Source organism: Armatimonadota bacterium (assembly GCA_039679645.1).
Classification (GTDB): Bacteria; Armatimonadota; UBA5829; order UBA5829; family UBA5829; genus UBA5829.
Map to the genome: position 1 here is coordinate 86846 of JBDKUO010000049.1, position 20998 is coordinate 107843.

Genomic DNA, 20998 nt, shown 5'->3' on the forward strand with positions numbered 1-20998 from the left:
GTTGACTAACAAGCATTCAGATGGTATGTTTCATAATGATATGTGCATAATTATCTAATACACAAATATCCAGACATTCATTACTATACGCAGGCGGTAGTTTTACTTTAGCTGACGATAATGTATCTGCCTATATAGCGAGATATGGATGTGAAGATGTGACTACCGACGCAAGATCGGCTAAAAATGCAGTAGATGGAGCTTTAGTTACATGTGATGGCGATATTTCGACTGCAATATTTCCAGATGAGTTTTACATCTCTCATGTCGTCAATGGGCAGCAGGTTTCTGGAATTCGGGTTGAAAAGAGCGGTCACGATATCAGCAGCGATAAGCTTGTATCGGTAGTTGGACGTATCGCCACAGCAAAAGATGGTGAACGTTATATTGACGCTTGGTCGGCTTTGGCACATGAGTCAGCATCAATAGAGCCGCTGTTTATGAATCTGAAAAGTCTTGGCGGAGGTTCCACTTTAGGCGGTGGGCAGCGTGGAATTACCGATGCCCAAGGACTAAATAATATTGGAACCTTTGTCCGTGTGTGTGGATGTGTCACATATTGTGATGAGCATACCTTTACTCTGCAGGATGGCAGCAATGTCAATGTGATTTGTGTTACGCCGAAAGAAATAACTGTAAATCCATTATGGCGGTATGTGGTTGTCACCGGAGTAAGTTCGATTATGAAATCGAATGATACATACATAAGGTTAGTCAAAGTTACTGTAGTTGATCCTGTTATTGTGGACAACGGTGGACAGTAGTTGTCTCAGACCTCATATACTTCATTATCCGTCTTTTATTAGCCGAGTATTTATTGACATATGCCCTCTTGTGCGCTACTATAGCGAAGTTTTGCTTGATGTCTAGGGGGAAGCTTCATCTTGCCTGATTGGAAGTTATATGACCACAGATCGGTTGAATCAATCATAGAGGAACTGGGCAGTGTTCCTCGTCCCGAGTATCCAAGACCGGAGAGTGTCAGGCCCGACTGGCTTAATCTTAATGGCGTTTGGGAGTTCGCATTTGACCCCGAAGATACCGGAGCGCCCGAAAAGCCTCTGGATAACAAAATCGTCGTTCCGTTTTGCCCGGAAAGCGTGCTCAGCGGTGTGTATGATGAGGATCTGCACACAATCTGCCGATACGCCCGCTTCTTCGATCTGCCGCAGAATTTGATTGGCAGGCGTGTGCTGCTTCACTTCGGAGCGGTGGACCATGAAAGCGATGTCCGGCTCAACGGCGTCCATCTGGGTAAACACATCGGTGGGTATGACTCATTTTCATTTGACGTCACCGATATATTAAAGCCGACAGGCAATCGTCTTGCCCTGCGAGTCTATGACAATCCTGACGATATAAAGCAACGCGGCAAACAATCTCCGGCCAGATACCCGGAGGGCTGCCGCTATATGCGAATAACAGGCATTTGGCAGACTGTCTGGCTGGAGGCTGTCGGCAATACATATATCAAAGACTGGCTTCTGCAAGACAATATCGAGACAGGTGAACTCAAGATTGAAGCTGAGATAGATGGCCCAGCAAAAGATTTGATCTTTACGGCAATAGCCTATAGTAATGGAAAAGAAGTCGCGCGGCAATCGGCTGAGGTTGGTGAGCTGTCATTAACAATTCCAAATCATCTTTTATGGTCGCCGGAAAGCCCCAATCTCTATGACCTTCGACTGAGCCTGAGCGCTCCCGACGGCGGTGAGGTTGACTCGGTCGATACATATTTTGGCTTCAGAAACACATATGTCAAAAACGGAAAGATTTACTTCAACGATAAGGTCTTTTTTCTTATTTCGGCACTCGACCAGGGCTATTACCCGGATGGGCTGTATACTCCTCCGACTGATGATGCGTTGCGCGCGGACGTGGAGTGGGCAAAGAAATACGGACTCAATAACGTGCGCAAGCACCAGATAATAGCCGAGCCAAGGTTCCACTACTGGTGCGACAAGCTGGGGCTGACCATCTGGGAAGAGATGCCGGACTGGGGCACCGAGCCGGACTTTTGCACTGATGCCGACCAGCACCTGCGTGAGTGGACTGCATGCATGAAAAGAGATATTAACCATCCGTGTATAATCGCCTGGATTCCAAAAAATGAGGAACAGAAGTGGGATAATGCCGACGCGAGCGCCGTTAAAGTGCGGTTCTATGAGGCTACTAAATCTCTCGACCCGACCAGACCCGTGATTGACAACAGCGGGTTTTGCCACACTATTACCGATATGGTCGACCTGCATATACGGCCACTGCCGGGTGAGGATTGGCATATGTGGTTCGCCAGGTGGCGCAAAGAGATAAATGAGGCCGGCAACTTCCAGGCCTATGATTATGCTCCCACCTATTGCGATGGGTTCAAGTATCGAGGTGAGCCTCTGGTTATAAGCGAGACAGGCAACTGGTGGATAGAGGACCATCCTCCTATGGGCAAATGGAGACCGAACGGCACAGGACCCGCAGCCAATCTTGAGGAATATATGGAGCTATACAAGAAGTTCTTTCTGGAGTTGATGTCTGAGCCGGAATGCGCCGGTTTCTCATTTGTTCAGCTATATGATGTTGAGGGTGAAGTCAACGGCTATTTGACGTACGATCGCAAAGTGAAAGTGTCACCAGAGTTTATAGCTGACGTTCATGCTCAGGGGATCAAATTGCGTGAATCAATAGGCGAGCTTTATGATTAGGCAGGCGGGCAGGAATGCCCTCGACCATCAGAAAACCAATAAGAAGTGGCGACTAGGTATCGTATTATAACTGAGTGGCGGCAGTTCCGGGCTCTAAGCTCTCCACTCTCCGCTCTCAGTTTTTTAAGGAGAGGCAAATTGTCAGACTGGAAACTATATGATCACAGGTCTATTGAATCGATTATAGGCGAATATGGCGAGGTTCCTCGCCCTGAACACCCCAGGCCGGATAGGGTTAGGGCGAACTGGTTAAATCTCAACGGCGATTGGGACTTTGCCTTTGACCCTGATGATACCGGTTCCCCTGATAGTCCGCTTGACGGCAAGATAGTGGTCCCGTTTTGTCCGGAGAGCGTGATCAGTGGAGTATACGATGAAGAGCTGCACACAATATGCCGGTATGCGCGGTCTTTCGATGTGCCCGAGAATATGCAGGGCAAACGAATCTTGCTTCACTTCGGAGCCGTGGATTATCGCACTGATGTATGGCTAAATGGTCATCATCTGGGACAGCGTGTCGGCGGGTATGATTCATTTTCGTTTGATATTACGGATGTCGTGAAACCTACCGGCAATCGATTGGCTCTGCGCGTTCACGATGATCCTCTCGAAGCCAAGCCCAGGGGCAAGCAATCTGCTGAGAGATATCCATCCGGCTGCATATACATGCGTACCACAGGTATCTGGCAGACTGTATGGCTCGAAGCAGTCGGTGATACATATATCAAAGACTGGCGCCTGATCGATAATGCCGATAGTGGCGAGCTGACTATCAGCGCTGAGATAGACGGCACCTGCAAAGACTTGAGCCTGACTGCAGTTGCGTCCTTTAGCGGCAAAGAAGCGGCGTGTGGAAGTGTTACGGTCAATCAGGGAAAAGCGACGCTTTCTATAAGTGTGCCGGATGCACGATTGTGGTCAACTGATGAACCGAACCTTTACGATCTTCACCTGAGTCTTAATTCTGCTGATGGCGGCGCAGTCGACAGTGTGGCTACCTACTTCGGTTTCAGAAAAATAGAGATCAAAGACGGGAAGATATATCTCAATAACAAGCCTTTCTTTGTAATCTCGGCTCTAGACCAGGGCTATTATCCCGATGGTATATACACACCACCCACGGACGATGCGCTGCGAGCGGATGTAGAGTGGGCAAAGAAATACGGCCTCAATCATGTGCGCAAGCATCAGATTGTAGCCGAGCCTCGGTTCCATTACTGGTGCGACAAACTGGGCCTTACTATCTGGGCTGAAATGGCCGATTGGTCCGCGGATATCGTGGCCAATTTGGATGGTTTTCTTAAAGAGTGGACTGCATGCGTTAAGCGGGATATCAATCATCCATGCATTATAGGATGGGTGCCGTCGAATGAACGCAAAGCATACGATGATGATGCAATGAACCAGGCGAAAGTTCGGCTTTATGAGACAACTAAGGCACTCGATCCGACCAGACCGGTTGTCGATAACAGCGGCTATTGTCATACAAAGACTGATATTGTCGATCTGCATGTGAACCCTAAGGATGGAAAAGATGTCGTTAGGTGGTGGAACGACTGGCGCAAGTCCATAGCTGAAACGGACAATTTTATGGCCTGGCCGAATACTCCTACTTACTGTGACGGCTTTAAGCATGCCGGCCAGCCGGTTGTTATCAGTGAGACGGGCAACTGGTGGATCAAGGACCATATGCCGATGGGCCAGTGGAAACCCTATGGTCATGACCCGGCTGATAATGTTGATGGTTATGTCTCACTCTATAGAGACTTTTTCCTGGCTATGATGGCCGAGCCGGAATGTGCCGGGTTCTCATATGTGCAGCTATATGATGTGGAGGGTGAGGTAAACGGTTATCTGACTTATGATCGCAAGCCAAAAGTATCACCGGAGGTTATCGCGGAAATTCATGCAGCAGGGTTAAGGTCACGCTTGTAAGGTTTTGATAAACCCGCAAAAGTACGGGGATAGGCCGGTCATTTTACGTGGAAAACTCATAGTGTGAGATAATACAACACTCGTTTGCCGCTCAGTTGTGTGGAGGACGGCCATGGGCAAAGACAGTTATACAGTCGGCTGTGAAAGACGAGCCGCTTGGGCGCAGCAGAGAATATTAGCGCTGCTTGACGCAGCCCTGCGAGACGAGTCTACACAAGTCAGCTCAAATATTGGCCTCCCGAAATCTGCCCGCTCGCGTCGGGGCGAAAAATCTTCGGGGTATCAGTACCCGGCTTGAAGATTTCGATGCGAAAAAAAACAGGTAACAGGCAACAGGTAATAGTTCTGCTGTCTGTTACCTGTTGCCTGTTTACTCGGTTACGTTCTCCACAGCAGTGATCTCAGGAACCTGGCTCTTGATTACTCTTTCGATTCCCATCTGAAGTGTCATTGCAGCCATGGGGCAGCCGTGACATGCTCCCTGGAGCCGTACTTTTGCCACTGTGCCTTCTACGTCGATAAGCTCTACATCGCCTCCGTCAGCCTGCAGCGACGGTCTGACCTGTTCTAGTGTAGCCTGCACTTTTGCGCGCAGATCGTTTGCCTGTTCAGTCAATTTGTTTGCTCCCTTCAGGTTTATGCTTCCACCGTTTCGTGATGGAGGTCCTCGTCCGCCTTGAGGTCGAGTCCCTTGCCGGTCGTTTTGACCAGATAGTCGTCTATTGCTCTGCGCACGGCCTGTTCCGCCAACACCGAGCAGTGCATTTTTATCTTTGGTAGGCCACCCAGAGCTTCGGCCACTGCGTCATTAGTGAGTTTCAACGCTTCGTCCAGGGTCTTGCCTTTTATGAGATCGGTCGCCATGCTGCTTGTAGCGATAGCAGCTCCACAGCCGAAGGTCTTGAATTTGACGTCTGTTATGACGTTGTCCTTGACCTTTATATACATGTTCATGATATCCCCACACACGGGGTTTCCAACTTTTCCGATGCCGTCCGCATCGGGTATTTCGCCTACATTATGCGGGCTGGCGAAATGCTCCATTACTTTGTTGCTATAGCCCTGGTTCATTATAGTGCCCCTTCATATCAATACTAAATATAAAATCTCAGATACTAAATTACTAAATCGTCCGCTCTGCTTTGAGTTTGTTTATTACACAGAACGAAACGTGCTCCATGCCGCACTTTACACATGCGCGGTCGATATTTTGAACGTCTGCAAGCGATGCCTTCAGGAAACTTTCGAGCCCTTCAAGAAGCGCGAGCCTTTTCTTTTCCGGCATGCTTTCTATTACGGTCTCGAACCACTTCGACTTTCTCTGCCGCATTCCTTCTACAACTCCGCGCCCGGCATCAGTCAGTTCGATGCTGGTGAGCCTGCGGTCGGTTACGTCTTCACTTCTGGTGACCAGACCCTTCTTGACGAGCCGGTCGACCAACTGGCTTGCCGCCGAGAGGCTCACTTCAAGCCCGATTGCTATTTTACGGATTGGCGAAGCTCCATGGAGAAAAACATACTGCAGGCATTCCATCAGTGATCGAGTTATCTCTTCGCCGCAGTGTTGGCAATACATTGCATCCGACGCAGCTTTCTGAACCGTCTCCACGAAAACTTCCGCTATTATCTCCGCATATTGAGCCGAGTCTCTATTTATTTCATTTCGCTCAGCAGTCATTGATTAAGCCCCTTAACTAATAAGCAACTGTATTATACCACTGCATGCGTTATTATAACCAGCCCTGCTGAAACATTTTTCATCCATCGAGCACAGTTTGGCGCATGTTGGGCAAGGGTACACCTCTATTGAGGATAGACAGGGCTTTCGAGCCTCGTAGTGAAGGAGGCCAGCAAAGCATGCAGCTTACAAAAATCGCAGCATTGTTATTAGTCGGTGTGGCTATGGCAGCCATGCATTCGGGCACTTTCGCAAACGGTGAGCAGTGTAATATCAATACGCCTGTCGGCCAAACATGGCTGGCTACAGGGACAGTCACAAAAGTAGATGGTCCGGTGTTCTACTTGCAAGGCAAGGACAACGTTACATATAAGATTGACACACATAACTCAGAGGTGATGGTAGGTAATTCCCAGGTCGAGCATTATGTGCCGAAAGTCGGTGATACTGTGAGAGTCTACGGCACAGTCGATGATGGGTGCAAGATCGATGCGGCTCGGGTGAGAGTGTTTACTGGCGAGGAACAGCCTGCAGGCGCAGCATCCGAGGGGGCAGGTCCGGCAAAGGAGGTCAGGATTATAGTCGAAAAAGATACTGCCCAGCCAGGGCAGGGGGCATGCGCTCCATGCGGCAATCAATGGCAGGGCAGGGGACTGATCACTGACATAGACTACTCAGGCAAACGGCTCAAGATACAAACACCCAGCGGTCACTTTACGATAGACGTAGGAGGTATTCCTCTGATATATGGAGCAACGACAATCGGCCTTGGTCAGTTGAATCAGGGTGACGCTGTTAAGATATCGGGCAGCCTTGTAGGAGTCAACGAAGTGCAGGCGCAGGTGATTCGTATAACCCGGACCAGGACCGAGGCTGAAAACGCGCTTCCGCTTACACCTGCAAGTGTGGCCGGGCTGATCGAGCAGGTGGACTATCCTTCGTTCACTTTCAGGATGAGGACTGAGACCTCCGAACTGGTGATTGTGGTTGACGAAGATACAATAGTGCAGTGGCAGCTTAAACGTATGTCCTTCATGGATTTGAAAGCCGGCATGAGGGTCAAGATGACCGGTTATGGCAGTCCTGGGACTGGCTATGCCGCGCAGCATATCCAGATAATAAGCGCTCCATAAAGCCACATTCAATAACCGAGCGGGCAACATATCGACCATTGGGCCTCCGGACATGTGATCTGGGGGCTTTTGAATTTACGAAAGAGGAATGGCTGGTCGGTTAGAGAACAACTATGTGGCTATTGAGGAGGTTTGATGAGCGGTGTTGTATTGAGGAAAACTGTTGACATGTCAGCTAGATACGCCACAAAGAATGCTGATCTGCTATAATAACACTCATGGAAATGGAAACAATTGATATCAACGTTATGGCTGAAGCGACGTCTTGCACACGACTAAAGCGTGCTCCAAGAAACCAGACCATAAGTCTTAACGACAAACAGATTTCAGTGTTGAAAGAACGTCTTATAACAAGGAGACCGACTGCTCGGCTTACCATGCCTCCTAATGGTACTATACTGGGCAGTTGTCTTGCTTGGGCAGAAGTACTGCCGCCTGCGTTTGTAGATCTGATGATCCTCGATCCTCCTTATAATCTTGACAAGATGTTCAATGGACGTAAATTTTCAAAAACCAGCGTTGAGGGTTATTCGTTTTGGTTCGAGAATGTGGTAAAAGCCTTGAAGCCGTTGCTCAAAGCCAACGCATCGGTTTACGTGTGCTGCGATTGGACGACTTCCCAATCAGTATACTCAATTTTGACGAAACATTTTAGTGTACAAAATCGGATTACTTGGGAGCGCGAGAAAGGACGCGGGGCAAAGCGTAACTGGAAGAATAATAGTGAAGATATTTGGTTCTGTACGACATCTGATGATTATACCTTTAATGTAAATGCTGTTAAATTAAGGCGCAAAGTAATAGCTCCGTATACGGACGATAACGGCAAACCAAAGGATTGGATGCTAACACAAGAAGGCAACTTTCGCGATACCCATCCATCAAATCTTTGGACTGATATAACCATACCGTTTTGGTCAATGCCTGAGAATACTGATCATCCTACACAAAAGAGTGAAAAACTGATCGCTAAATTGATGTTAGCCAGTTCGAACCCTGGTGACTTTGTTTTTGATCCATTTCTTGGAAGTGGCACCACTTCTGTTGTTGCAAGAAAACTGGGTCGCCGTTATTTAGGTATTGAAATTGATGAACAATATTGCCTTTGGGCAGAGTATAGAATTGATCTGGCTGAGCGAGATAATAGTATACAAGGATATAGAGATGGAGTGTTCTGGGAGAGAAACAGTGCTTTAGCTGTCAGAAAAGAGCCTGTTGATGAGCAGCCATCATTAAAGTTTTAGGAGACAACTAGATTGACCAGCATCTTGTTTGATACCGGCAGATATAAGAATGCGGAAGTGGAAATACGAGCTTTTCTGAATCAGCACGATGACTTTCTTTCCAATGTTACTGCCAAGAGTACTCGGGCGGTCGGAGATGCCATACAAGATATATTGGCTGAGCATTGCGAGGCAATCTTGGGTAGAGAAGTTTGTTCAACATATTCGGCATCTTTTGCCAGACGTGCTATGGCAGACTTGGCATTTGAAGACATTAATGGTTGTTACTATGTGGTTGATGTAAAAACTCACCGTGAGAGTACTAAATTTAACATGCCTAACCTTACGTCGGTGGAGCGCTTGGCAAGGTTTTACGAGGATGCGAAGAATTATTTCGTTGTTCTAATGGTTACTTATGATCTGTCAGGTGTTCATGCAAAAGTTTCGAAGGTCAGCTTTACACCCATAGAATTTTTCGGATGGGACTGTCTCACGATTGGTGCATTGGGTTGGGGCCAAATTCAGATTGCAAATTCCAACATTATTACTATAAACCCCGGATATTCACGGAAGAAGTGGATGCTTGAGTTATGTGATACGCTCCTTGAATTCTATCCGCGAGAGATCGGAAAGATTCATAAGCGCATAGAATACTTCGAGAGAGTTCGTGCTCGATGGCAGACAATGCAAGAATAAGGCTGTGTACAACTGCAGTAAGGAGCCAATTAATGAAACGAATAGCAGTATTAACCAGCGGCGGGGACGCGCCGGGAATGAATGCGTGCGTCAGAGCCGTTGTCAGATACGGGATGGCTGCGGGAGCCGAGGTCTACGGCATCACCCGGGGTTACGCCGGGCTGATGGCTAATGAGATCAAAGAGCTTACATCACGAGATGTAGGCGGGATAATACGTCAGGGCGGCACGATCCTTATGAGCGCCCGGTCGATGGAGTTCAAGACGCCTGAGGGCCAGGCAAGAGCGCTCGACGTGCTTCACGGCTGGAATATAGACGGCCTGGTCGTGGTCGGCGGTGACGGCTCTCTCAATGGGGCGGCATGCCTCAATGACCTTGGTTTTCCGGTCATTGGAGTTCCCGCCTCGATAGACAATGACATATCAGGCACGGAGATGGCGATAGGTGTCGATACTGCCTTGAATACGATCCTCGATGCAATGGACAAGATCAAGGACACTGCCAGCGCACACCAGCGCGCGTTCATTATAGAAGTCATGGGCAGGGAGCACGGCTATCTGGCGCTTATGTCCGGAATAGCGGGCGGCGCTGAGATGGTTGTTCTGCCCGGCACACAGGTTGATAAAGACGCCGTAATACGCGAAGTCAAATCTGCTTTCCTGCGCGGCAAACCGCATTTCATAATAGTGGCTGCCGAAGGAGCTTCAACGCCAGAAAAGTCGATAACTCAGCTACTAATCGAGTATGTGACGGAGTCCGGCCACGACGCGAGATCGACAGTCCTGGGCCATGTTCAGCGCGGAGGCAGTCCGTCCAGCTACGACAGGCTCCTCGGGACGCGATTCGGCGCGGCTGCGGTTGACAACCTGATGTCGGGAAACACTGGGGTGATGATCGGAATTAAAGGCAACACTATGGTGACGACCGACCTCGCCACAGTGCTCTCAACACGCCCGGAACTCAGCGCAGAAGCCCTCAAGCTCGCAGAACCGCTAGCACACTGAAATTTAGTATATAGTATTTGATATTGATTATTTGCTTGCTCCCTCTCCTGGGGGAGAGGGTTGGGGTGAGGGCGCAACTGGATTAGGTATTGGATATTTTTATCCCTCCAGGAATCTTTTCTGGAGGGTAAACGCATTCTCATCCAAAAACCTACCACAACGGGTTGGCAATTATAACTTCGTCTATCTTCTCTCGGATCACATTTGTCCTGATAACTGCGCTGCCCAATGGGATATTATAGCCTCCGATTGTCATCTGCGACATCTCTCCCGGGAATACTTTATTAGGCATCAGATGGACTGCGATAAGCTCCTTTGCCAGATCGACAAGCGCATCAAACACACGCGAATCACGGGTAATGGGGATGCGAGGGTAGTCCGACCTGAGAAAGTCTGCATAGCGCTTCCTGTATTGCGCGCTGTGCAAAATCGCGTATATATAGAAGAATAGCCCGTCTGGATCAGATTTGAGGTTTGATGATTTGTGCCCGTCTGTGTAGATATACTTCGGAAAAAACATCGCTCCGCCCCTGCGAAACAGATTGAGGTCTGCGGGGCAGTCTGCGCAGAACACTACATCCCACTCGTTCGATCCGGTAACCCGACCCGCACGCCCGACAGCCAGAGCGATATTGTCGTGAAGCATGTTTTCCATAAAAGGCAGCCTTGGCCGCTCCATTACCGCTTTTGACAGATATACCCATCGCCTGTCGAACGGCCTGTAGACAGCCTCTACTATTCTGCTCTCCCAATTCGCATCATTCCGGAGAATGTGTCTTGCCGCTTCTATATCAAGGTCACCCACGGCATAATGATTATGAATCTCCTCCGGCGCTATATTGCCGTCTCTAAGGGCTGCAATGCGGTCAAGCAGAGCTTGCTTGTCTTTATCGACAGCAAATGCGTCGCGCGAAGTGACAAATCCTACACTGCCTTTTTTGAACAGGTCTAGGATCGATGGGTAACTGCAATATGCTTCCTGGAGGGCATTGTCGACCGGGATGAACAGGTTGAATGGTTTTAGTGGTGTGATGTCTTCCCATGGTGTTTGGGTGAAGCTCATATTTGCCAGTGTATCGAGTTTTTGCCTGCGCGTGCCGTGCAATGGAGCGTAATATATGTGTTTGTGAGTGCAACCGGCATTTTTTAGCATAAACGATATGGCTACGCCCATCTGGATGGGGAAGACATTCTCGTCCGAGCTGATGGCATTTATCTTTGCATTACCGTTCAGGTCCAGAACGTATATGCTGTCGAATGTGCGCATCAGGCTCTCGCGCATGACTCGAAATGTGGGATTGAAGATGTAACTGTGGTTTGTAATGAACGCGACTATACCCGCGCCAGCCGAATCTATATGTTGTTGAGCCATACGTATAAACTTTACGTAATCGTCCTGCAGCCATTTATAGTTACGTTCATTGAGACCATTTTTATAGTCAGAGAGCAGGTCATCTATCTTTCCTGCGTTTGACGAATGACCGGAGTAGGGTGGGTTTCCTATTATAACGGGCATCTTGTTTCCAACCCCGAGATCTGTCTCATCAAGGCTGTTGATCTGTCTGATCTCTGACTTCTTCAAGATGCGCGAAGCAAGCTTTGCGGGTGTCGGCATAAGTTCCAGACCGATAAGCTTGCCGTGGTCGCAATTGTCTTCGATGTATTTGAGAAAAGTCCCCATACCGCAGCAGGGGTCGATAACTACGGCATCCTGCATAGTCATGCCGAATATGCCGGACAAGATAGATTCAACGCCACGGACCATGTATGAGACCACTGCCGGAGGCGAATAGTGCACACCTCGTTTTTTTGATGCCGTCCGGTCGCAAGCCCTGGTAAATTCCTCAAAGAAGTAAACTGCCGGGTCCTTGCTCTCCTTCATATATTGAGAGAAAACCTGTTGGAAATCGACTTGATTGAGGACAGCATTGACCTGTTCGGCAATCCGGGTGTTATTAGTCGATGCGGCGGATGCTTGTAGCAGATTATCTAATAAAACGCTGTAGACTTGGTATTGTATGTCCTGGCTGATGTCCTTATCTTGAGCCTGATGAACAATCTTCGTAAGCATTGCTGCCATTTTTGGTGGAGTTAATGCGTTAGCCATAAGAATAAGTTATCATCCAAAGGCCGCCGAGTCAATATCCAATCCAAATATCCAATCCAAATATAAAATACTAAATACTCACGCCTGATGCGGATTAATTTACGATTCTAGTCCCCGCAGGGGGACTTTGTGTGGTTGTAGCCGCGGTTTTAACCGCCAGGCGACTGAAGTCGCGGCAACAAAGACACGAAGTCGGCCTCCGCCGACTGAAAAATGGCGCTATTTAAGTTCGCATTACGCTTACATACTCAATTAAAAATACTCAATCTAAAATTTGAAGTGGTTTGTTTGCGTATATAAACTGTTTCCACTTATGTGCTCAAAGCATACTATGCACTCGTAAGTGAAGAAGGATATCTTTGAGCTTGTATCAAAGGAATATTGGATGGTTGACAATGGGCGAATGTCATATTTTTCTTGAGGAGAAGTAATATGTCGAATTTAAAAGGGACCAAAACAGAGAAGAACCTGATGACGGCATTTGCCGGTGAATCACAGGCGCGTAATCGTTACACTTACTTTGCCAGCCAGGCAAAGAAAGACGGCTACGAGCAGATTGCTGCCATATTCGAGGAGACTGCAAATCAGGAGAAAGAGCATGCAAAGCGCCTTTTCAAGACTCTTGAGGGCGGTGATGTTGAGATAACTGGTGCATTTCCCGCCGGAGTCATAGGTTCCACGCTCGAAAATCTTAAAGCTGCTGCCGCAGGCGAAAATCATGAATGGGGCTCGATGTATCCCGATTTTGCAAAAGAAGCAAGGGAAGAGGGTTTCGACGGTATCGCGAAAATGTTCGAGGCTATAGCTGTCGCCGAAAAGCATCACGAAGAGCGCTATAATGCTTTTGCCGCCAATATCGAGACAGGCAAAGTCTTCAAGCGAGATACCCCGATGAAGTGGCGCTGCAGAAACTGCGGCTATGTCTACGAAGGCACAGAGGCCCCCAAAGTGTGCCCAGCTTGCGCGCATCCTCAGGCTTATTTCGAACTACTGACAGAGAACTAAAAGAGGTTTTAATGGCGCTTACAGGTCTGGATATTTTCAAATTACTGCCGAAGACAAACTGCGGTGAGTGCGGCGTGCCCACCTGCATGGCTTTTGCCATGAAGATAGCGGCGAAGTCAGCCGAACTCGCCGCATGTCCGTATGCTTCCGATGAAGCCAAGGAAAAGCTGGGGGCAGCCAGCAAACCGCCTATACGGTCGGTGAAAATCGGTCCGGCAGACCATGAAGTTGTGGTCGGCGGCGAGATAGTGATGTTTCGGCATGATAAGACATTCGTGAACCGGACAGCTATAGCAGTCGCGTTTACGGATGATCAGCGGCCGGATGATCTGGCGCACCGGACGGCTATCGTACGCGATTACTGCCTGGAGAGAGTCGGCGAGCAGCTCACGCTCGATATTGTCCTGATCGAGAACGTGACAGGCGAGGTGGAACCGTTTGTCTCGGCAGTGAAAGAAGTGGTCGGCACTACAGGCCGCGCAGCCGTGCTTAAGAGGGACAAACCTGACGCTATAGAGGCGGCGCTAAAGGCTCTGGATGGTCAAAGGCCACTGATCCATGCCGCCACGGTTGATAACATTGAAGTGATGGCTAAGCTCGCTCTCGATTACAAAGCTCCGTTAGTTGCGCGCGCCAATTCTCTGGATGAGCTTGCAGAGCTTACGGCTAAACTGGCAAATCTCGGCGTGCAGGATATAGTGCTCGACCTGCCGTCCGATAACCCGGCCGCCGCGATTCAATACAACACGATAATACGTAAATCGGCATTGAAGAACACATATGAGCCTATGGGTTATCCGGTCATCAACTTCCTTAATGGCAGGGATATGCCGAATTTGGTGGCTGACGCATCCAGCCTGATCTGCAAATACGCTTCTATACTTGTAGTAGACAGCCTTGCCTATGAAGCTCTGCTGCCTATGATGATGCTGCGGCAGAATATCTTTACCGACCCGCAGAAGCCGATCCAGGTGGAGCCTAAGATCTACCCGATTGGCGATGCCGGTGAGGACTCGCCTGTGCTGGTTACCACAAACTTTTCTCTCACGTATTTCATAGTCTCCGGCGAAGTCGAAAACTCAGGCGTGCCCGCGCATCTGGCGATAGTCGACGCTGAGGGTATGAGCGTGCTCACCGCATGGGCTGCAGGCAAGTTCTCAGGCGAGAAGATTGCGGCGTTCATCAAAGAGTCGGGCTTAGCCGATAAGATCAAGAGCCGCAAACTGGTGATTCCGGGCTACGTTTCACAAATAAGCGGTGAACTGGAAGAAAACCTGCCCGGCTGGGAGATATCCGTCGGCCCGCAGGAGGCTTCCGACCTGGGGCCTTATATGAAGATGCTGGTTGCATAATGGACAAACACAATGATCAGAGCTTTCTGCTTGGCAGCCAGTATAAAGACGCTTGTGCACTGAATGCTCGCATTCAACTTCACCGGTTCAGCGTAAATAAACAGGGATTGCTAAACTGGATATTCGATCACTTTGATCTGCCGCAAGAGTGCAAAATACTGGAACTTGGATGTGGGACCGGCAGCCTGTGGAAATCAAATTCACACCGCATATCCAAGGGCTGGGCAGTCACGCTCACCGATTTCTCAAAAGGCATACTTGAGCAGGCAAAGGTAAACCTTGCAAATGTGCCGCATCATTTCGAGTATGATGTGGTAGACGCGCAGGATATCCCTTACGCTAATGCAGAGTTCGACGCAGTAATTGCTGATCACATGCTCTACCATGTCCCCGACCGGGTTAAGGCTCTCTCTGAGATCAAACGGGTGCTAGAGCCCGGCGGCAAACTCTATGCTTCCACTATAGGGTTTGGCCACATGCGCGAGCTGCAGGCAATATGCGATCAGGTTGATCCACACATCGATCTTGTACTTGATGGTGTTCAGACCGAGTTCGGTCTGGAAAACGGCGTGCAGCAGTTGCGTGAGTTTTTTGATAATGTAGGGCTTTTCATGTATGATGACTATCTCCTGGTTCCTGAGGCAAAACCGGTTGTGGACTATATATTCTCGACCAGCGACAGCACACCTCTGATGAATGAATACGGTCGCGATGTTTTTCTGAATATTGTTGAGCAAGAAATAAGCCGAAACGGATCGCTCAAAATCACAAAAAACAGCGGAATGTTTGTGGCATCGTAAAAGGGAGTAGGGAAGTGTCGAAAAGATCTTTTATCGCAATACTGTTCACTCTGATTTTCTGCCTGGCGGCAGGTGTGGCTACAGCAGCGGTTCCGATACCGAATGGTCAGGCAATCAGCCTTAATAATGGTATGATCAACATATCATTTACAACGACCGGCGACCGGCTTGTCCTGAGTGGACTATCGGATGCGGATACAAACTGGATTGTGCCGCCCGCCAAAGATACCTCGCTTTGGAGCCTGAGCTTTTCAGGCCCTGGCGGCGCAACAGTTGATGCTATAAGCGACGAAGCGACGTTGACGGCAGTGAGCTCGACTCAAAATAGCGCGGCATTTACCTGGACTGTTCCGTTAGCTAAAAGAAGAGCATCGATCATAGCTAGAGTCAGCGTCAAAAAAGATGATCCGCTGTCATACTGGTCGCTCGAAGCGCATCTACCAAAGGGCTGGAAAGCCATACGCGCAGCATATCCCGTTATACGCGGAATACGGCTGGACACAGCGACAAAGATGGCCGTGCCCAGATGCTGGGGAATGGAATACGACATGAAGCCCGGCGTCAAATACTTTGCATCGTATCCATCCGCTTCATGCTCTATGCAGTTTATCTCATTCTATGGTCAGGGCAAGGGTTTGTATATCGGCAACCATGATCCGGCGGCAAATCACAAGGACCTCTCAGTGATCGCCTCTGAGGACGGTATCGTCTATAGATGCACAAACTGGCCTGAAATCCCAAAATATAGCATCGGCGGGTATAAGGTGCCGTTTGAGACAGCAATAGGCGTCTATAATGGTGACTACTACCAGGCGGCGCAGTTTTATCGCGACTTCTCGTTTACTACAAAGTGGGGCAAAAACAGCGAGATTTCAAAGCGCCCTATTCCTCAGTGGCTCAAAGATATTGATCTTTGGTTTCAGCCTGAGAATGACCCGGTGGATAATGTAGAGCTGTGCAAGAAAGCCCAGGATTACTTTGGGGTGAATACGGCTCTGCAGTGGTACAAATGGCATGTGATCCCCTTTGACGCGCTTTATCCCGACTTTTTCCCTGCAAAGAAAAACTTTGTAGACGGGGTGAAAACGCTTCAGGGTATCGGTGACAGGGTTGTGCCTTACATCAATGGCCGTATTGTTGACCCTCAATCGAGAGCCTGGATAAACAAGCATCTTGATACTGAGACTGTTAAAGACGCCCAAGGAAAGATGCACTTTGAGTATACCCGCAATTCCAAGAGATCGCTTGCAGTTGAGTGCCCGTATGCGCCTCTGTGGCAGGACGAAATGGCGGAGATTGTTGACAAACTGGTAAACGACTGCGGCGTTGACGGCGTATACATAGACCAGATCGGAGCCGGTTACCCTTATCAATGCTTTGACCCCACACATGGTCACCCTGTAGGCGGAGGGCATTTCTGGGTTGACGGCTATCGCCAGATGCTTGAGAAGATTAGAAAAGAAATGCCCAAAGGCAAGGTCTTGACCACAGAAGAGAATATCGAATGCTTTATCGATCAGTTTGACGGACTGCTGATGATCAACTCACCAAGTGTTGGGCAGAGGCTGATTCCTTTATACCCTTCGGTGTATTCCGGAAGGACCATCTTATTCGGTATTCAGTATATCATTGATAAAGACGTAGAGCACTCATTGCCCTTCCGCGTAAAGGTGGCAAGGGAGTTTATCTGGGGCTCGCAGCTCGGGTGGTTTGGTATAAAGATTATCATGACGCCGGAGGCAGCAGTTGAGGCGGAGTTTTTGCGGAACCTGGCTCAGTGCCGCAAATACGGTCATGAGTTCTTTGTGACAGGACGTTTTCTTGGCGAGTTCAACGCATCTACAGATAATCTGCATGTTGAGATGAATAAGAATGCCGGAATAGATGTGCCGTCCGTGATGGGGAGCAAATGGCGGGCCGAAGATGGGACATACGGCATCGCATTGGTGAACATTTCTAATGAAGATCATGCCGTGGAGGTCGACTTTCCGATAAAGACAGGCGGATCATATAAGCTCAAGACCTTCGGTAAGGACGGTCTGATATCAGAGACCGACACCGATTCGCTGACTCAGAAGTTGACAGTGCCCGCGAAGGAGGCTTTGATACTCTCACTGTCGAACAAATAAGCAACTGTTATGTTTACAGTAAAATTCTTGCCTTCAAATAAGGAAATTGCAGTCCCCACGGGCACTCTCATCTCCGACGCAGCCATTAAGGCGGGCATCGGTGATCTGCACCTGCCATGTGGAGGCAAGGGCACGTGCGGCAGGTGCCTGGTGGAGCTTATCGAGGGGAGTGTCGAGCAGGACAAAGCCTCTAAGATAGACAGCGCACTGGCTGAGAAGAACCTGGTGATGGCCTGCCGCTCGCGTATTAAAGGCGACATTACTGTGCGCATAGCACCTGCGCATGAAGTCTCGATGCGGGTAGTCGGCGACAGCCACCTGCTCATAGGTGAAGACCACCTGCCGGATATGACCAGCCTTACGCCACTCGTGAGAAGCATAGAGCTTACGATCCCGCCTGCATCTATTGACGAAAACTACTCAGACTGGCAGCGCCTGACGCGCGAGCTTTCCAAACAGACCGGTCCCCAGACAGTCACTACAGATGTCCGGGTTTTGCAATCTCTTGCCTCGGCAGTCCGTGAGCAGGACGGCATGGTGACTGTGCTCTTTCACGCTTGTAATGGCGGCTTGAGGGTGGTAGAAGTCTGTCCGGGTCATGATGCAAAGAGAGTCTACGGTGTCGCGATTGATATAGGCACCACTACAGTTGCGCTTCAGCTTGTCGATCTCGCAAATGGCAAAGTCATATCGTCTAGGACGTCATATAATGCCCAGATCAGGCTAGGCTCGGATATTATCAGCCGGATAGACTATGCCCGCACTCCGAAAAAGCTGAGTGAACTCCACAGCCTGGTGATCGAGACTATAAACGGTCTCATTGCCGATGCCGTCAAGGATACCGATTTGCACGCGGATGATATCAAAGCTGCATTTATTTCCGGCAACACGACTATGATCCACCTCTTTCTGGCTCTGCCGCCCAAATATATACGTGAGACTCCTTATGTGCCGACTGTAAACTCAGTGCCTCCTTTGACTGCTGGTCAGGTCGAGCTGAACATAGCAGGCAACAGCCCGGTCGAGTTTGCGCCGGGCGTCGGCAGTTATGTCGGCGGAGATATCACAGCGGGGTTGCTGTGCACCGATATATCGACCAATTCAGATGATGTATTTCTGTTTCTGGACATCGGGACAAACGGCGAGATTGTGCTGGGGAATGCCGATTGGATGGTCTCCTGCGCGTGCTCTGCGGGCCCGGCGTTCGAGGGCTCCGGCATCAAGTGCGGCATGCGTGCTGCCGAAGGCGCCATTGAGTATGTGAAGATAAGTGATGACCTGAATCGAGTCGACTGTGATGTTATAGGGGGCGTGAAGCCTGCCGGTATCTGCGGCTCGGGACTGATCTGTCTGCTGGGAGAACTATTTATACGCGGGATAATCGATCAGATGGGCCACTTTAACACCGATCTCAAGATAGATCATTTGGTCTGCAGTGACGGTAAGCCTGTATTTGTGATCGAACGGGCCGAAAACACCGCCGATGGCCAAGATCTGGTCATAACCGAGTCGGATATAGAGAATCTGATGCGCACTAAGGCCGCGATATATGCAGCCTGCTCATTGATTCTGGACAATGTCGGGCTGGATTTCAGTGTGATATCACGTGTCTACATAGCAGGGGGGTTCGGGCGGTATATACAGGTCGAAGATGCGATCCTGATAGGCATGCTGCCCGATCTGCCATATGAAAAATTTACATATATCGGCAACTCATCTCTTACAGGATCGTACATCGCTCTGCTCTCCGGGGAGCACAGAGAGCGGCTGTCTGAGATTGCCGCTAAGATGACATATATTGACCTCAGCAGTGATAATCACTATATGGACGCATACCTGGGCGCGCTTTTCTTGCCGCACACTGATATGGACAAGTTTCCGTCGGTTTCTAAGCTGATAGGGCGTTAGCCTTTCAGCACGCTTGTTCAATCTCTGCTTGTGTGAGATAATAACTCCGGCATGAGCGCAAAGACGGCAAAAAAAGATAATCCAAGAGCGTATTTACTGCGGGGCGATGACGATTTCCAGAAAAACCGGCATCTGGGCAAGCTTCTGAAGTCCTTGGTGACGGGAGATTTCGTCGATTTCGACCTGGAGCCGATAGAGGGCGACAGCGCCACTTCCGACCGTATTATAACCGGGCTCAGTATTCCTCCATTCGGCTCGAAACAGCGTGTGGTGCTGGTCAGGCACGCCAACAAGATAAACCCCGATGAACAAAGCAAGCTGGCTGAAAAAATCAATGCCATCTCGTCAACAGGCTGCCTGATCCTGGTGAACCCCGCAGCCGAAAAAGTCGACGGCAAGCCGAAGAAAGGCTCCGAAGTGATAGGCGACCTCTCAAAGGCCGTGCGCAAGGTCGGCGAGGTAGTCGAGTTCGGAAGGATGCGGTCTGACAGCGCAATCAAATTCGCCATGACACTCTTCACCAATGCAAACAAGAAAGTTCAGCCGCAGGTTGCTGCAGCGCTGGTCCAGCGTGTCGGGCCGGACTCATCGATACTTTCAACTGAGATCCAAAAGCTGATCGACTACTCAGGCGACTCGGAGACAATAACCGCTCAGGATGTCGCCGCAGTCACAAGCGAGACAGCCGAAGAGAAGATATTCAAGCTTGTGGACGCAGTCGCGGCAAAGAACCAGGCGCTCTCCCTAAAACTCCTCGAAGAGATTTTCGAGATCAGTGACGACCCGCGCGCCGAGGCTCCAAAGACTCTTGCCGTGATAGCGCGGCAGTTCCGAATGGTCTGGCAGATGAAACTGCTTCAGGAGATGGGCGTAAGGTCATTCGCAAAAAGCGACGTGCCGGATAATATCAAAGACATGCTCCCCAACGATACCAATATACTGGATATCCTCTCCAGGCAGAGTTGGCAGGCAGATAGACTCTCGCGCCAGGCAAGACCATTCTCACGCTCCGACCTCATCAGATGCTTCAGCGCAATCGCGAAGGCCGACCAGATGCTCAAATCAATCGACAGCGACATAGAAAATCCCGAGATGGTGATGCAGCTTCTGGTTATTGAACTTGCGCGCAAATAACCAGCCTACCAGCCTACCAGCCTCTTTAAGCATCTTTGACGGCGTGCAACTATGCATAGCAATTTGGTGAATGAAATAACACCAAATGCGATATTGACTATAGCCAAAAATGATGCATACTGCTATTACAAATCACTTCATATGTGGGCGGATGTCAGCGAACTGACAGGAAAGCTCCACACTTGTTCCTGAAGAAGT

Annotated in this window: 16 protein-coding genes and 2 pseudogenes; 14 read left to right on the forward strand and 4 right to left on the reverse strand. The window is 49.5% G+C overall.

Annotated elements, in window-relative coordinates; genetic code table 11:
• Nucleotides 1-158 precede the first annotated feature (158 nt).
• The 3 genes from ABFD83_10210 (at nt 159) to ABFD83_10220 (ending at nt 4631) form a co-directional block, all read left to right on the forward strand.
• Complete coding sequence (locus ABFD83_10210; protein ID MEN6357446.1) at nt 159-764, forward strand: hypothetical protein; 606 nt, start codon at nt 159-161, stop codon at nt 762-764.
• 120 nt (nt 765-884) lie between these two features.
• The gene (locus ABFD83_10215) at nt 885-2696 is read left to right on the forward strand and encodes a sugar-binding domain-containing protein (protein MEN6357447.1); all 1812 of its coding nucleotides are present in this window, start codon (nt 885-887) and stop codon (nt 2694-2696) included.
• 138 nt (nt 2697-2834) lie between these two features.
• Nucleotides 2835-4631, forward strand: a complete 1797-nt coding sequence (locus ABFD83_10220; protein ID MEN6357448.1) for a sugar-binding domain-containing protein — start codon at nt 2835-2837, stop codon at nt 4629-4631.
• A 370-nt stretch (nt 4632-5001) separates the two neighbouring features.
• On the opposite strand, the gene ABFD83_10225 is transcribed toward ABFD83_10220, so the two are convergent.
• The 3 genes from ABFD83_10225 to ABFD83_10235 are packed head-to-tail and all read right to left on the reverse strand — an operon-like array spanning nt 5002 to nt 6309.
• Nucleotides 5002-5226, reverse strand: a complete 225-nt coding sequence (locus ABFD83_10225; protein ID MEN6357449.1) for a NifU family protein — start codon at nt 5224-5226, stop codon at nt 5002-5004.
• 41 nt (nt 5227-5267) lie between these two features.
• Entirely contained in the window at nt 5268-5702 is a 435-nt protein-coding gene (gene nifU, locus ABFD83_10230; GenBank protein ID MEN6357450.1) for a Fe-S cluster assembly scaffold protein NifU, read from the reverse strand.
• A 52-nt stretch (nt 5703-5754) separates the two neighbouring features.
• Nucleotides 5755-6309 (reverse strand): MarR family transcriptional regulator, encoded by a 555-nt coding sequence (locus ABFD83_10235; protein MEN6357451.1) that lies wholly within the window; start codon nt 6307-6309, stop codon nt 5755-5757.
• Nucleotides 6310-6488: 179 nt separating this feature from the next.
• Here ABFD83_10235 and ABFD83_10240 point away from each other — a divergent pair, with 179 nt between their 5' ends.
• From ABFD83_10240 to pfkA, 4 genes are all read left to right on the forward strand, one after another.
• Nucleotides 6489-7442 (forward strand): DUF5666 domain-containing protein, encoded by a 954-nt coding sequence (locus tag ABFD83_10240; GenBank protein MEN6357452.1) that lies wholly within the window; start codon nt 6489-6491, stop codon nt 7440-7442.
• 248 nt (nt 7443-7690) lie between these two features.
• Nucleotides 7691-8686 (forward strand): site-specific DNA-methyltransferase, encoded by a 996-nt coding sequence (locus ABFD83_10245; protein ID MEN6357453.1) that lies wholly within the window; start codon nt 7691-7693, stop codon nt 8684-8686.
• Between the two features lie 12 nt (nt 8687-8698).
• Complete coding sequence (locus tag ABFD83_10250; GenBank protein MEN6357454.1) at nt 8699-9361, forward strand: hypothetical protein; 663 nt, start codon at nt 8699-8701, stop codon at nt 9359-9361.
• 32 nt (nt 9362-9393) lie between these two features.
• Nucleotides 9394-10365, forward strand: coding sequence for a 6-phosphofructokinase (gene pfkA, locus ABFD83_10255; GenBank protein MEN6357455.1), 972 nt, complete (start codon nt 9394-9396; stop codon nt 10363-10365).
• Between the two features lie 151 nt (nt 10366-10516).
• On the opposite strand, the gene ABFD83_10260 is transcribed toward pfkA, so the two are convergent.
• Nucleotides 10517-12472 (reverse strand): type ISP restriction/modification enzyme, encoded by a 1956-nt coding sequence (locus ABFD83_10260; protein MEN6357456.1) that lies wholly within the window; start codon nt 12470-12472, stop codon nt 10517-10519.
• Nucleotides 12473-12904: 432 nt separating this feature from the next.
• On the opposite strand from ABFD83_10260, the gene rbr reads away from it, so the two are divergent.
• From rbr to holA, 7 genes and pseudogenes are all read left to right on the forward strand, one after another.
• Entirely contained in the window at nt 12905-13477 is a 573-nt protein-coding gene (gene rbr / locus ABFD83_10265; protein MEN6357457.1) for a rubrerythrin, read from the forward strand.
• Between the two features lie 11 nt (nt 13478-13488).
• Nucleotides 13489-14829, forward strand: a complete 1341-nt coding sequence (gene acsC / locus ABFD83_10270; GenBank protein ID MEN6357458.1) for an acetyl-CoA decarbonylase/synthase complex subunit gamma — start codon at nt 13489-13491, stop codon at nt 14827-14829.
• Complete coding sequence (locus tag ABFD83_10275) at nt 14829-15629, forward strand: class I SAM-dependent methyltransferase (protein ID MEN6357459.1); 801 nt, start codon at nt 14829-14831, stop codon at nt 15627-15629. Before acsC ends, ABFD83_10275 begins: the two co-directional genes overlap by 1 nt.
• 14 nt (nt 15630-15643) lie before the next feature.
• Complete coding sequence (locus tag ABFD83_10280) at nt 15644-17758, forward strand: DUF6259 domain-containing protein (GenBank protein ID MEN6357460.1); 2115 nt, start codon at nt 15644-15646, stop codon at nt 17756-17758.
• 9 nt (nt 17759-17767) lie between these two features.
• Nucleotides 17768-19633, forward strand: a pseudogene (locus tag ABFD83_10285) (ASKHA domain-containing protein).
• A pseudogene (locus ABFD83_10290) lies at nt 19623-19721 on the forward strand (hypothetical protein). Before ABFD83_10285 ends, ABFD83_10290 begins: the two co-directional pseudogenes overlap by 11 nt.
• The gene (holA, locus tag ABFD83_10295) at nt 19718-20800 is read left to right on the forward strand and encodes a DNA polymerase III subunit delta (protein MEN6357461.1); all 1083 of its coding nucleotides are present in this window, start codon (nt 19718-19720) and stop codon (nt 20798-20800) included. The pseudogene ABFD83_10290 and the gene holA overlap by 4 nt, the downstream one beginning before the upstream one ends.
• Nucleotides 20801-20998 lie beyond the last annotated feature (198 nt).